Origin of the sequence: Uliginosibacterium sediminicola (genome assembly GCF_039631295.1) — a bacterium.
Lineage (GTDB): Bacteria > Pseudomonadota > Gammaproteobacteria > Burkholderiales > Rhodocyclaceae > Viridibacterium > Viridibacterium sediminicola.
Window position 1 is genome coordinate 115316 of sequence record NZ_JBDIVE010000002.1, and the last position, 13689, is coordinate 129004.

Here is a 13689-nt window from a genome sequence, read left to right on the forward strand (position 1 = left end):
ATTGTAGCAGGGATACCCCGCTTCTGCACGCCTGAAAACGTAATTTCAGTGCTTGAGAAATTCCAGCAGATCGAGTAGCTCGGCGCGCACGCTTTTGACGCGATCGAGCACGCGAACATTCTCTTCCGCAACCTCGTGCTCGTACAGCGCATTCTCTTCAAGACGATTGCGCGCACCGCTGATGGTGAAGCCATCACGGTAGAGCAGTTCGCGGATGCGCCGCACCAGCAGCACCTCGTGGTGCTGGTAGTAGCGGCGGTTGCCGCGCCGCTTGACGGGCTTGAGCTGGGTGAATTCCTGCTCCCAGTAACGCAGCACATGGGGCTTGACCGCGCACAGCTCGCTGACCTCACCAATGGTGAAGTAGCGCTTGGCTGGAATCGGCGGCAAGACCAGCGGTTCAGGCGTCGGCTGTTCCGTTTGCATCACTCAGTTCTTCCACTGCAGCCTTGAGCTTCTGGCTGGCATGAAAAGTAACCACGCGGCGCGCGGTAATGGGAATCTCTTCCCCGGTCTTGGGATTGCGGCCGGGGCGTTGCGGCTTGTCGCGCAGCTGGAAGTTGCCAAAGCCCGAGAGCTTGACATCATCGCCTTGCGACAAAGCATTGCGGATTTCATCAAAGAAACACTCGACCATATCTTTGGCCTCGCGCTTGTTGAGCCCCACTTTGTCGAAGAGCAGATCGGCCAGTTCGGCTTTTGTCAAAGTCATGTTTGTTGTCTGCCTGTTCATGAGCGCAACTGCCCACCCAGTTGCTCACCTGCTGCCTTGACCAGGGCCTGGATGGCCTGCTCAATTTCAGCCTCTTCCAGCGTGCGTTCAGTGTGCTGCAGCACGACACGCAGGGCAATACTACGCGTATCCGGCTCCAGCCCCTTGCCTGCATAGACATCGAACACGCGAATCGAGCGCACGATCTCGCTGGAGGCTGTCTTGAGCACCGCCAGCAATTCGGCCACTTGCACTTGCGTGCGCAAGACCAAGGCGATGTCGCGTGTGACCGCCTGCTGCCGCGCCAGTTCCTGATACGCCGGCAAGTTGCGCGCAAGCGCCGCATCGAGCTCCAGCTCGAAGAGCACCGGCGCAGACAGCAGATCATATTTCTGCACCCAGGCCGGATGCAATTCACCCACAAAGCCGACGCTGCGTCCATCCAGCACAACCCGCGCACAGCGCCCCGGATGCAGGGCCGGATGCACGGCGGCTTCAAATACTGCCGCGCTACCGAGCAAGGCTTCAACATCCGCCTTCACGTCGTAGAAATCCAGCTTGCGCGTGGCCACGCCCCATTGCTCGGCCAGCGCCGGGCCCCAGGCCAGCGCTGCGACACGCACTGGCTGTTCGTAGCCGGCAACGGGTTCAGTGGCGGAGCTGCGCAGGAAGCAGCGGCCGATCTCGAAAATCCGCACACGTTCGGCACGACGACGCAGATTGCTGCCCAGCACACCAACCAGACCGCCGATCAGCGACGAGCGCATCACAGCCAGCTGACTGGCAATCGGATTGGCCAAGCGAACCGGATCAGTATTGCCGGCGAAGTCCGCTTCCCAGGCTTCCTCGACGAAGGCGTAGCTGATCACTTCCTGATAATCACGCCCCGCCAGCACACGGCGCAGACGATGCGGGCTGCGCTTGCTCTCAGGCAGGGGCAGCATGCTGATGCCGGCCTGCGGCGCAATCGGCGGAATATTGTCGTAGCCAACGACGCGCGCGACTTCTTCGATCAGATCTTCTTCAATGCTGATGTCAAAGCGATACGAGGGCGGCGTCACCTGCCAGCTGTCGCCGGCCGCCATCACGCGCATGCCCAGGCGCTCGAAAGCAGCCTGCATCACACCAGCCTCGACATCGATGCCCAGCACGCGGCAGGCGCGCTGCGGGCGGAAGGCCACGGCCGTGCGCTGCGGCAGCTGCGCCTCAGCAATCGTCTCGCTGACCGGCCCGGCCTCACCGCCACAAATCTCAAGCAGCAAAGCCGTAGCGCGCTCCAGCGCACGCAGCGCCAGATCGAAGTCGACACCACGCTCAAAGCGATGCGAGGCGTCCGAGGAGAAACCCAGCGCCCGCGCACGACCCGCAATGGCATCGGGCTGGAAAAACGCACTCTCGAGAAAGACATTGCGCGTCGCCGTCGTCACTCCGCTCGCCTCGCCGCCCATCACACCGGCCAGCGCCAGCACGCGTTCATCATCAGCGATGAGCAGGACATCGTCAGCCGGCGTGACTTCCTGAGCATTCAGCAAAGTCAGCTGATCGCCCGCGCGCGGCATGCGCACGTGGATCGCGCCACGCAACACATCATCATCGAAGGCGTGCATCGGCTGACCAAGTTCAAGCAGCACGTAATTGGTGATGTCCACCACCGCGCTGATCGAACGGATACCCGAGCGCAGCAAGCGCTGGCGCATCCAGTCCGGTGTCGGCGCTGCGGCATCAACATTGCGCACGATGCGGCCAGCATAGCGCGGGCAGGCTTGCGGCGCGTCGAGCAGCACGGTGCGGCGCGCATCATGCTGCGGCGCCACGGGTGCAATCTGCGGCAATGCCAGCGGCGTATCGCTCAGCGCAGCCAGCTCGCGCGCGATGCCGGCCAGACTCAGACAGTCAGCGCGGTTGGGCGTGAGCTTGATGGTGATCTTCTTGTCATCCAGCGTCAGGTAGTCGCGCAGATCCGCACCGACCGGTGCGTCTTCTGGCAACACCAGCAAGCCGTCGTGATCCTGCGTCATGCCGAGCTCGTCGGCCGAGCACATCATGCCGAAAGACTCGACACCGCGCAGCTTGGCCGCCTTGATGTCGAAACCCGGCAGCTTGGCGCCCACCGTCGCGCAAGGCGCTTTCATGCCGAGCACCACATTCGGCGCGCCGCAGACGATCTGCAGCAGCTCGCCGCTGCCGACATCCACGCTGCAAACCTTGAGCTTGTCGGCGTTCGGGTGCTTTTCGAAGGCGACGATCTGCGCTACGCGCACACCGCTGAACGGCGGCGCCACCGCTTCGACTTCTTCAACCTCAAGACCGGCCATCGTCAACAAATGGCACAGGGCCGCGCTATCGAGCGCGGGATTGCACAAGCTGCGCAACCAGTGTTCAGAGAACTGCATATCAATCCTTGAATTGCGTCAGGAAGCGCAGGTCATTCTCGAAGAACAAGCGCAGATCATTGATGCCATAACGCAGCATGGTGAGACGGTCGAGGCCCATGCCGAATGCAAAACCGGTGTAGTGCGCCGGATCGACGCCGCCATTGCTCAGCACGTTCGGATGAACCATGCCGCAACCGGCAATCTCCAGCCAGCGCCCCTTGTTGGGCCCGCTCATGAAGGCGAAATCGATTTCCGCCGACGGCTCGGTGAACGGGAAGAAGGAGGGACGGAAACGCACCTGCAGTTCCTCGGTTTCGAAGAAACGCTTGAGGAAGTCGATGATCACGCCCTTGAGACCGGCAAAGCTGATGTGCTCGCCAATCCACAGCCCTTCGAGCTGATGGAACATCGGCGAATGCGTCGCATCGGAATCGACGCGATACACGCGACCCGGCGCAATGATGCGCAACTCGGGCATGTCGCCGCCAGCATAGCGCGCCGCATGCGCCTGCATGGCGCGAATCTGCACCGGGCTGGTATGCGTGCGCAGCAATACGCCGGGCGCATCCTGCAGGTAGAAGGTGTCGTGCATCGAACGCGCCGGGTGGTTCGCCGGCGTGTTGAGGGCCGTGAAGTTGTGCCAGTCGCCCTCGATTTCGGGGCCATCCGCCACTTCAAAGCCGATCGAGCGGAACAGCTCGTCCACCCGCTCAAGCGTGCGCGTCACCGGATGCAAGCCACCCAGGCCCGCACCGCGGCCGGGCAAAGTCACGTCCAGCGCTTCGGCCTGCAGCTGAGCTGCCAGCTGGGCCGCACGCAAGGCTTCGCGACGCGCTTCAAGTGCGGCTTCGACCGCGCTCTTGCAGCGATTGATTTCGGCGCCCGCCGTGCGGCGAGCTTCCGCATCGAGCTTGCCGAGGCCCTTGAGCTGCTCGGTCAGGCTACCGCTCTTGCCGAGGAACAGCGCCTTGGCTTGCTCCAGAGCAGGGATGTCCAGCGCCGCAGCAAAGGCTGCCTGTGCGTCGGAGAGGATTTGATCTAGTGGGTTCACGGCGATCCGTCAGCGCTGCAGACCGCCTCGCGGCAGCCCACAAAAAACACGAAGAAAACGATACAAGACCTTGAATTTTATCGGAAGCCCAGATCGATTGCATCTGAATCCATCAAATCCGGGACGAAAAAAAGGAGGCCGCAGCCTCCTTTTTCCGACAGGCGCTTGCGCTTAAGCCAGCTGAGCCTTGGCTTGTGCAGCCAGTGCAGCAAATGCGGGCTTGTCGAACACGGCCAGATCAGCCAGAACCTTGCGGTCGACTTCGATCGCAGCCTTCTTCAGGCCGTTCATGAAGCGGCTGTAGGTCAGACCCAGCTCGCGCGAAGCGGCGTTGATACGGGCGATCCACAGTGCGCGGAACTGACGCTTCCTTTGACGACGGTCACGGTAGGCGTATTGACCGGCCTTCATCACCGCTTCTTTAGCGATGCGATAGACCGTGGAACGACGACCGCGGTAACCCTTGGCCTGGTTCAGAACTTTCTTGTGACGGGCGCGAGCCGTTACACCACGCTTAACTCTAGGCATTTTCTATCTCCTCTCTATTAAGCGTAGGGCATCATGGCGCGGATACGATCGGTATCCGTGCTGTGCACGGCCGTCATACCACGGAGCTGACGCTTCGATTTGGTGGTTTTCTTGGTCAGGATGTGGCGCTTGAACGCTTGACCGCGTTTGACGCTGCCACCGGCGCGAATCTTGAATCGCTTCGCCGCGCCAGACTTTGTCTTCATCTTGGGCATTGCTTACTCCAGTTTTTGACATGACAGCCGGTGGTCTGCCCTACAACGTAAATACTGCACCTACATGCAAGACGCTTGCTTACCGGACCATCACTTGTTGTGCAGCACCTTTTGCGGCGGTGCTGCGAGCCGTGCAGGGCGCGAACCCCGCGAAACCTTAAACCTTCTTCTTGGGCGCCAGCACCATGATCATCTGGCGACCTTCAAGCTTGGGGAACTGCTCCACCACGGCCAGTTCTTCAAGATCGGCCTTGATGCGCTCAAGCTGGCGAATACCGAACTCCTGGTGAGCCATTTCACGGCCCCGGAAGCGCAGGGTCACCTTGACCTTGTCACCGTCCTGCAGGAACTTGGTCATGTTGCGCATCTTGATCTGGTAGTCGTTCTCGTCAGTCTGCGGCCGAAGCTTGATCTCCTTGACCTGGATCTGCTTCTGCTTGAGCTTGGCTTCGTGAGCCCGCTTCTGCTCCTGATACTTGAACTTGCCGAAGTCCATCAGACGACAGACCGGTGGCTTGGCCTGAGGCGCAATTTCCACGAGGTCGACGGCAGCTTCTTCAGCCATAGCGAGCGCCTGCTGGATCGACACGATCCCGAGCGGCTCGCTCTCTTCTCCTACCAAACGCACTTCGGGAACAGTGATTTCCCGGTTGATGCGATGCGACTTGTCCTGAGCGATGGTTAGTTCTCCGTAAATTCCAAAAAAATCAAGCGCCTGCGCCGCGTGCCAAAACCTCGCGACGAAGCCGCTCGATGAGTTCGCTTACCGGCATGACGCCCAGATCCTGACCGCCACGTGCCCGCACCGCAACCGTACCGGCTGCCTTTTCCTTATCGCCGGCAACCAGCAAATAGGGGTGCTTCTGCAAGCTATGTTCGCGGATTTTATAGGTAATCTTCTCATTCCGCAAATCCGCTTGCGCACGAATGCCTTGCGCGAGCAGGGTTTTCACGACTTCCGCAACATAATCAGCCTGGCCTTCGGAGATATTCATCACCACGACTTGCGTCGGCGCCAGCCACAGCGGGAAGGCGCCACTGAAGTTTTCGATGAGAATCCCGATAAAGCGCTCCAGCGAACCAAGGATCGCGCGGTGCAGCATCACCGGGCGTTGGCGGCTATTGTCTTCGGCAACATATTCGGCGCCAAGACGCTCGGGCAGCACGAAGTCAAGCTGAATGGTGCCGCACTGCCAGGAGCGACCGAGCGCATCCTTGATGTGGTATTCCACCTTGGGGCCGTAGAAGGCGCCCTCGCCCGGCATCTCTTCCCATTCCTTGCCGGACGCACGCAGCGCCGCGCGCAAACCTTCTTCGGCACGATCCCAGGTTTCATCCGAACCGGCACGCTTTTCCGGACGCAGCGCCAGCTTGACAGCCACGTCGGTAAAGCCGAAGTCGGTGTAGACACTCATCAGCAGCTTGTCGAAGGCCGTCGCTTCCGCTTCGATCTGCGCTTCGGTACAGAAGATGTGGGCGTCGTCCTGCACAAAGCCACGCACGCGCATCAAGCCATGCAGCGCGCCCGAGGGCTCGTTGCGATGGCAGGAGCCGAATTCGGCCAGGCGCAGCGGCAGATCGCGATACGAGCGCAGGCCGTGATTGAAGATCTGCACGTGACCCGGGCAGTTCATCGGCTTGACGGCGTAGTCGCGCTTTTCGGACTCCGTCGTGAACATGTTGTCGCGGTAGTTTTCCCAGTGGCCGGACTTCTCCCACAAAGTGCGGTCCATGATCGTCGGCGTGCGCACTTCGTCGTAACCGGCATCGATCAGACGTGCCCTCATGTATTGCTCGACCTGCTGCCACAGCGTCCAGCCCTTGGGATGCCAGAACACCATGCCCGGCGCTTCGTCCTGCATGTGGAACAGATCGAGCTGGCGACCGAGGCGACGATGGTCGCGCTTATCCGCCTCTTCCAGCATGTGCAGATAGGCTTCAAGCTCTTCCTTCTTGGCCCATGCCGTACCGTAGATGCGCTGCAGCTGCGCGTTCTTGGCGTCGCCGCGCCAGTAGGCGCCGGCCACCTTCATCAGCTTGAAGAATTTGAGCTTGCCGGTCGAGGGCACGTGCGGGCCGCGACAGAGGTCGATGAAATCGCCTTCGCGGTAGAGCGAAATGGTTTGTCCGGCGGGAATCGCCGCAATCAGTTCGGCCTTGTAGTGCTCGCCGAGGCCGAGGAAGAATTTGACCGCTTCATCGCGATCCCACTCTTCGCGCGTGACGCAAATATCCTTCTTCGCCAGCTCGCTCATGCGCTTTTCGATGGCGACCAGATCTTCGGGCGTGAAGGCGCGCGAATAGGCGAAGTCGTAATAGAAGCCGTTTTCGATCACCGGGCCGATGGTGACCTGCGCCTCGGGGAACAGCTCCTTGACCGCGTAAGCGAGCAAGTGCGCGGTCGAGTGGCGAATCACCTCCAGGCCATCCGCGTCCTTGTCGGTGATGATGGCCAGCGCGGCATCGCGATCGATGACATAGGAGGTGTCGACCACCGCGCCATCGACCTTGCCCGCCAGCGCCGCCTTGGCGAGACCTGCGCCGATCGAGGCAGCAACGTCGAACACGGAGACTGCTGCATCAAAACTGCGCACTGAACCGTCAGGAAGCGTGATGTTGGGCATGATGATCTTTAAAAACGTGGACGAAAAAAAAGTGCGGACAAGCCGCACTTTTTCTTTTACAGACTATCTTCAGGTGACGAAGTCTGGAACTGAGGCCGGCTTGTTTTACAACGCGAGTTGAAAGCAAGTTCGAAACATCATTTCCTGCATCTCCGTCATGCAAAAATTTGGTAGGCGCGATTGGACTCGAACCAACGACCCCCACCATGTCAAGGTGGTGCTCTAACCAGCTGAGCTACGCGCCTGAAGAGCTGCGCATGATAGAGAGTGACTGAGGCTTTGTCAAACCTCTGAAGGCATTTTCAGAAAAGTATTTCGATAATGCTGCAATTCAGCGATCGATTCCTGGATGTCCGCCAGCGCCGTATGCGCGCCACGCTTGACGACGCCCTTGAATACTTCGGGGTTCCAGCGCCGCGCCAATTCCTTCAGGGTGCTGACATCGAGGTTGCGGTAGTGGAAATATTCTTCCAGCTTGGGCATCCAGCGCGCCATGAAACGGCGATCCTGACAGATGGTATTGCCACACATCGGTGAAGTGCGCGAAGGCACATACTGTTTCATCCAGTCGAGGAGGAGCTGCTCGGCCTGAGCGTCGTCGAGCGTCGAAGCCTTGACGCGATCGATGAGGCCGGAGCGGCCATGGGTGTTCTTGTTCCACTCGTCCATCGCATCGAGCACGGCATCGCTCTGGTGCACGGCGATCACCGGGCTCTCGGCAATGGTGTTGAGATTGGCATCGGTGACGATCATCGCCACTTCGATGATGCGATCACGATCCGGCTCCAGCCCGGTCATCTCCATATCCAGCCAGACGAGGTGGTTCTGGTCCTGTGCCATAATCTTTGTTACTCCGCAAAATTGGTGCGGCATTGTCGCACGCAGCCGATCACCACTCCACCTTCCATGAGCGCATCGAACTTCACCAGCCTGTTCCTCCTTGTCCTGATCATCAGCCTCACGCTGCGCCTGTGGCTGAGCTTGCGTCAGGCGCGCCATGTCGCTGCGCATCGCTCGGCCGTACCGGCCGCCTTCGCCAGCAGCATTGCACTGGCCGACCACCAGAAGGCAGCGGACTACACGCTCGCCAAGGGCAAGCTGGGGCGCATCGATCTGGCTATTTCGACGCTGTGGCTGCTGGTGCTCACGCTCGGCGGTGGCCTGCATTATCTATATGAAGTCGCAGCACTGTGGATCGCGCCGACCAGCCTGTGGCATGGCGTGCTGCTGTTCGGCCTGCTGTCCGGCGCCGGCTTCGTCATCGATCTGCCACTGACGCTCTACCGCACCTTCGTGCTCGAAGAGCGCTTCGGCTTCAATCGCACCACGCCGCGCCTGTTCCTCATCGACCTCGTCAAGCAGAGCCTGCTCGGCATCCTCATCGGTGCGCCGCTGCTGTGGGCCGTGCTATGGCTGATGCAGGGCATGGGCGAGCATTGGTGGATCTGGGTGTGGGCCTTCTGGCTGGGCCTCAATCTGGTGACCATGGTGATCTACCCGATCTTCATTGCGCCGCTGTTCAACAAATTCACGCCGCTCAACGACGAAGCAATGAAGACGCGCGTCGAAGCGCTGCTGACGCGCTGCGGTTTCCGCTCGCAAGGCCTGTTCGTGATGGATGGCTCGAAGCGCTCGGCGCATGGCAATGCCTATTTCACCGGCTTTGGCGCCGGCAAGCGCATCGTTTTCTTCGACACCTTGCTGAACAGTTTGCAGCCGGCTGAAGTTGAGGCCGTGCTGGCGCACGAGCTGGGCCATTTCAAGCACAAGCATCTGTGGCAACGCATCAGCGTGATGGGCCTGGCGGTGCTGGTGCTGCTGTGGGTGCTGGCCTGGCTGATGCAGCAACAAGCCTTCTACAGCGGCCTCGGCGTCGAGGCGCAAAGCAATGCGCTGGCGCTGATCCTGTTCTCGCTGACCCTGCCCTTGCTGCTGTTCCCGCTCACCCCGCTGACCAGCATGTGGTCGCGCAAGCATGAATTCCAGGCCGATCGCTACGCACGAGAGCAGGCCAGCGCGCAAGACCTCGTCAATGCGCTGGTCAAGCTGTATAAGGAGAATGCCTCGACGCTGACGCCCGACCCGCTGCACTCGCTGTTCTATGATTCACACCCGCCAGCCTCGATCCGCATCGGACAATTGCTCAAGCCATGACCCACGGCACCATCGTAGCGGCCTTCGGTCGCCAGTACGAAGTCCTGCGCGACGACACCGGCGAGACCACGCGCTGTTTTCCGCGCGCCAAGAAGAGCAACTTTGCCTGCGGCGACCGCGTCGCGATTGCTGCGGCGGGCGACGTGATCGACGAGTTGCTGCCGCGGCGCAACCTGCTCTACCGGGCAGATGCGTTCAAGGAAAAGCTGATCGCCGCCAATCTCACCCAGGTCGTCATCGTCGTCGCCACCGAACCGGGCTTCAATGACGAGTTGATCACGCGCTGTCTCTGCGCCGCCGAATCGCAGGACATCCAGGCGCTGATCGTGCTCAACAAGTGTGATCTGAGCGACAGCCTGCCGCTGGCACGCGAAGCGCTGCGCCCTTTTGCCGAGATCGGCTACCCGGTGCTGGAGCTGAGCGCCAAGGAAGATGTCAGCGCACTGCGCGAACGCCTGCAGGGCGAAATCAGCTTGCTGGTCGGGCAGTCCGGCATGGGCAAATCGACGCTGACCAACGCGCTGATTCCCGAGGCGCAGGCAGCAACACGCGAGATTTCCACCGTGCTCGATTCCGGCAAGCACACCACCACCCATGCGCGGCTTTACAAGCTGCCCGAAGGCGGCGCCCTGATCGACAGCCCCGGCCTGCAGGTATTTGGCCTGGCTCAGCTGGGCACCGGCGAACTGGAAGCGAGCTTCCGCGAGATTCGCGAGCTGCTGGGCACCTGCCGCTTCCGCGATTGCGGCCACGCCAAGGAGCCGGACTGCGCAGTGCTGCAAGCCGTCGCCCAGGGCCGCATGCACCCGCGCCGCCACAAGACCTTGCTGGCCTTGCTGGCCGAAAAGCGCGCCTCCATTACCGCCCTCTATTAAGCCGTCCGGCGCGCCTGACTCAAGCAGCGCGCGATAGCTTCCGTAAAGGCTGCAGATCGCCTCGATTTGACGAGGTGGCTGAACGCCGCAATGCGGAAGGGGCTGTGCATGAAATCGGCGCAAATTTCACTCCAGGCGGTCGATCAGATCCGCGCTGAACAGCTGCAGACGCTGGCGAGTCTTGAGCCGCACTTGCTGATCGTCTTTGGCAGTAGCGCAGTCTTCCGCCATCCGGAACTGGTCGAGCGGCTGCGCCGAAATTTTCCGACGGCAGAGATCGTCGGCTGCTCGACCGCCGGTGAAATCTGCAACGACGGCGCCCACGACGGCAGTGTGCTGATCAATGCCCTGCACTTCGAACACCCCGCCCTGCGCGTCATCTCCACCCGGCTGGCCGATATGGATGATTCCTTTGCCGCCGGCGAGCGCCTGGGGCTGGCCCTCAAACCCTCGGGCGTGCACACCGTGCTGGTCTTCGCGCCCGGCACACAGATCAACGGCAGCCTGCTCATCGAAGGCATGCGCAGCCAGCTGGGCAAGGCGCACATCGCAGGCGGGCTGGCCGGCGATGGCGCCGACTTCAAGCAGACCTACACCCTGCACAATATGTCGATTGCAAGCGAACAGGTGGTCGCTGTCGGGCTGAGCAGCAATCGCCTGAACACCGGCTTCGGCTCCTATGGCGGCTGGAAACCCTTCGGCCCGGCACGCAAGGTCACGCGTTCGCAGCACAACCTGCTGTTCGAGCTCGATGGCGAGCCGGCCCTGGATGTCTATAAACGCTACCTGGGCGAACATGCCGAGCGCCTGCCCGCCTCCGGACTGCTGTTCCCTTTCTCGATGCTCTCGGAGTCGCGCGCAGAGGTCGGCGTCATCCGCAGCATTCTGGCGGTCGACGAAGAACAGGGCGCCCTGGTGCTGGCCGGCGATGTCGTCGAAAACGGCTTCCTGCAACTGATGCACGCCAGCACCGACGCCCTGGTCGACGGCGCGGTCACCGCCGCCGAAGCCGCGCATGTCTATGGCGCCGGACAAGGCTTCGCCCTGCTGGTGAGCTGCGTGGGGCGCAAACTGGTGATGGGCGGCCGCACCGATGAAGAAGTGGATGCCGTCATCGAGGTGCTCGGCAGCAACAATACCTATGCCGGTTTCCACAGCTATGGCGAGATCAGCCCCGGCAACACGCAAAAGGGCTGCAATCTCTACAACCAGACCATGACCATCGCCTACCTGGTCGAGCAGTAGGGCGTGTCACATTCACCCGGCGGATTGCGTTGAATGTGAACACGCCCTAGCAGGCCGACTTAAGCGGGGAAAAGTCAGAGATCCGCGAGCCAGTCCGGACGCGGCAGCTCGTCGAAGGCATGGCGCAGGGACTCGCCCCAGCGCGTACGCAAAGCGGAAAAATAGGGATTGGCGGCGTCGATGCTCTGATGCAGGGCGACGCGGAAAGCGTCGCTGCGCACACAGACCAGATCCAGCGGCAAGCCCACCGAGAGATTGGACTTGATCGTCGAATCCATCGAGATCAGCGCACACTTGACCGCATCGTCCATCGGCGTGGCGCGGGTGATGGTGCGGTCGATGATCGGCTTGCCGTACTTCGACTCACCGATCTGGAAGTAAGTCGTCTCTGGCGTCGCTTCGATGAAGTTGCCCGCGGCATAGACGGTGAACAGACGCGGCGCCTCGCCCTTGATCTGGCCACCGAGAATGATCGAAGCATTGAATTCGATGCTGAACGCGGCCAGGCCCTCGGCATCGCGCTGGTGCACCTCGCGCAGGGTTTCGCCGACATGGCGCGCGGCGGCGAACATGTCCGGCACGTTGTAGAGGCTTTCCACATCCTCGCCCGCATTGAGCTTGGAACGCAGCATCGACACCATGGCCTGAGTCACCGCCAGGTTGCCCGAGGTCATCAGGACCAGCACGCGCTCGCCGCTGCGCTCGAAAATGAAGGTCTTGCGGAAGGTGCTGATGTGATCAACCCCCGCGTTGGTGCGCGAATCAGCGAGAAAAACCATGCCTGCGTCGAGCAGCATGCCTACACAATACGTCATGCGGAAATCCGTGAAATTGTTAATGCAAACCGGAGTTTAGGTGCCAGACCGCAACTGCACAAGCTAGACACGCGCCGCGCCCGCTCGCCCGGCATGGGCGCGGACGGCCTGCCAGGGGCAGGCCGTCCGCGCCGGACAGATCAATTGACCGGAACGAGGAAGTCGTTGGAGATGCGCCCGCCCAGATCGGCGACACGCTCGATGAAAGTCGTCAGCCAGTCGTGCAGGCCGTCTTCGAAGATGTCCTCGATCCGCCCGAAGCGCAGGGAAGCGGCGATCTCGCCGGCGCGGCGCTCGGTCTCGGCCGAGCGCTGGTTGGCCACCTTCTGCAGGAGTTCGTGCACTTCTTCCATACAGCTGGCCAGCGAACGCGGCATGTCACGATGCAGGATCAGCAGCTCGGCGACGCGGCTGGGCGTGATCGAATCGCGATAGACCTTGCGGAAGATCTCGAACGCCGACACCGAGCGCAGCAGCGCGCTCCACTCGTAATATTCGGCGGCTTCGTCGGCGCGGCCGGAATTGCTCAGCTCGTTGAATTTGACATCGAGCAGGCGTGCCGTGCTGTCAGCGCGCTCCAGGAAGGTGCCCAGGCGCATGAAGTGCAGCGACTCGTCACGCAGCATGGTGCCGACCGAGACACCACGCGAGAGGTGGGAGCGGAACTTGACCCATTCGAAGAATTCGCTGGCGCCATCCCCTTCCAGCCCGGCCTGGCTGAAGCTGCGCATGGCAATCCAGGTGGAATTGGTGGTCTCCCACAGTTCCGAGGTCAGGGTGCCGCGCACCGCGTGGGCGTTTTCACGCGCCGAGCGCAGGCAGGAGAAGATGCTGGAGGGATTGTTGCGATCAAGCACCATGAAGCGGATCACATCGGTCGGTGCATAGGCGCCGCCGGTTTCCTTGTACAGATCGAGCAGGCCCATGGTGTCGAGCGCGGCGCGCCACTGGCGTTCGACCGCCGCATCGCTCTGCGGCAGCAGGCTCATGCGGTAATTGACGTCGAGCATGCGCGCGACATTCTCGGCTCGCTCGATATAGCGAGCCATCCAGAAGAGGTGGTCTGCGGTACGGCTTAACATTGATGAGCCTCTG

General features: G+C 61.4%; 14 protein-coding genes and 1 tRNA gene. 3 read left to right on the forward strand and 12 right to left on the reverse strand.

Going from position 1 to position 13689, the window contains the following annotated elements; translation table 11 throughout:
* Positions 1 to 45: 45 nt before the first annotated feature.
* The 10 genes from ABDB84_RS04315 to orn all read right to left on the reverse strand — a co-directional run bounded on the left by ABDB84_RS04315 (position 46) and on the right by orn (position 8345).
* Complete coding sequence (locus ABDB84_RS04315) at positions 46 to 426, reverse strand: MerR family transcriptional regulator (protein WP_345918461.1); 381 nt, start codon at positions 424 to 426, stop codon at positions 46 to 48.
* On the reverse strand, positions 401 to 733 hold the full coding sequence (locus ABDB84_RS04320; protein ID WP_345918462.1) for an integration host factor subunit alpha: 333 nt from the start codon (positions 731 to 733) through the stop codon (positions 401 to 403). Before ABDB84_RS04320 ends, ABDB84_RS04315 begins: the two co-directional genes overlap by 26 nt.
* Entirely contained in the window at positions 730 to 3105 is a 2376-nt protein-coding gene (gene pheT / locus ABDB84_RS04325; RefSeq protein WP_345918463.1) for a phenylalanine--tRNA ligase subunit beta, read from the reverse strand. The genes ABDB84_RS04320 and pheT overlap by 4 nt, the downstream gene beginning before the upstream one ends.
* A 1-nt stretch (position 3106) precedes the next feature.
* A complete protein-coding gene (pheS, locus tag ABDB84_RS04330; RefSeq protein ID WP_345918464.1) occupies positions 3107 to 4138 on the reverse strand; it encodes a phenylalanine--tRNA ligase subunit alpha in 1032 nt (343 codons plus the stop codon).
* A 171-nt stretch (positions 4139 to 4309) separates the two neighbouring features.
* Positions 4310 to 4666, reverse strand: a complete 357-nt coding sequence (gene rplT / locus ABDB84_RS04335; RefSeq protein WP_345918465.1) for a 50S ribosomal protein L20 — start codon at positions 4664 to 4666, stop codon at positions 4310 to 4312.
* Between the two features lie 17 nt (positions 4667 to 4683).
* Positions 4684 to 4881, reverse strand: a complete 198-nt coding sequence (gene rpmI, locus ABDB84_RS04340; protein ID WP_327599512.1) for a 50S ribosomal protein L35 — start codon at positions 4879 to 4881, stop codon at positions 4684 to 4686.
* Between the two features lie 157 nt (positions 4882 to 5038).
* Entirely contained in the window at positions 5039 to 5578 is a 540-nt protein-coding gene (infC, locus tag ABDB84_RS04345) for a translation initiation factor IF-3 (protein ID WP_428715077.1), read from the reverse strand.
* 10 nt (positions 5579 to 5588) lie between these two features.
* Positions 5589 to 7505, reverse strand: a complete 1917-nt coding sequence (gene thrS, locus ABDB84_RS04350; protein ID WP_345918466.1) for a threonine--tRNA ligase — start codon at positions 7503 to 7505, stop codon at positions 5589 to 5591.
* A 168-nt stretch (positions 7506 to 7673) separates the two neighbouring features.
* Positions 7674 to 7750 (reverse strand) — tRNA-Val (locus ABDB84_RS04355).
* A 37-nt stretch (positions 7751 to 7787) separates the two neighbouring features.
* The gene (gene orn, locus ABDB84_RS04360) at positions 7788 to 8345 is read right to left on the reverse strand and encodes an oligoribonuclease (protein WP_345918467.1); all 558 of its coding nucleotides are present in this window, start codon (positions 8343 to 8345) and stop codon (positions 7788 to 7790) included.
* Positions 8346 to 8411: 66 nt separating this feature from the next.
* Here orn and ABDB84_RS04365 point away from each other — a divergent pair, with 66 nt between their 5' ends.
* The 3 genes from ABDB84_RS04365 (at position 8412) to ABDB84_RS04375 (ending at position 11779) form a co-directional block, all read left to right on the forward strand.
* On the forward strand, positions 8412 to 9659 hold the full coding sequence (locus ABDB84_RS04365; RefSeq protein WP_345918468.1) for a M48 family metallopeptidase: 1248 nt from the start codon (positions 8412 to 8414) through the stop codon (positions 9657 to 9659).
* Positions 9656 to 10534 carry a ribosome small subunit-dependent GTPase A gene (rsgA, locus tag ABDB84_RS04370; protein WP_345918469.1) on the forward strand — a complete coding sequence of 293 codons (879 nt, stop codon included), beginning with the start codon at positions 9656 to 9658 and terminating at the stop codon, positions 10532 to 10534. Before ABDB84_RS04365 ends, rsgA begins: the two co-directional genes overlap by 4 nt.
* Before the next feature lie 108 nt (positions 10535 to 10642).
* Complete coding sequence (locus tag ABDB84_RS04375) at positions 10643 to 11779, forward strand: FIST signal transduction protein (protein WP_345918470.1); 1137 nt, start codon at positions 10643 to 10645, stop codon at positions 11777 to 11779.
* A gap of 74 nt (positions 11780 to 11853) precedes the next feature.
* Here ABDB84_RS04375 and ABDB84_RS04380 read toward each other — a convergent pair whose 3' ends face one another.
* Positions 11854 to 12594, reverse strand: a complete 741-nt coding sequence (locus ABDB84_RS04380) for a proteasome-type protease (protein WP_345918471.1) — start codon at positions 12592 to 12594, stop codon at positions 11854 to 11856.
* A 140-nt stretch (positions 12595 to 12734) separates the two neighbouring features.
* Positions 12735 to 13676 (reverse strand): alpha-E domain-containing protein, encoded by a 942-nt coding sequence (locus ABDB84_RS04385; protein WP_345918472.1) that lies wholly within the window; start codon positions 13674 to 13676, stop codon positions 12735 to 12737.
* Positions 13677 to 13689 lie beyond the last annotated feature (13 nt).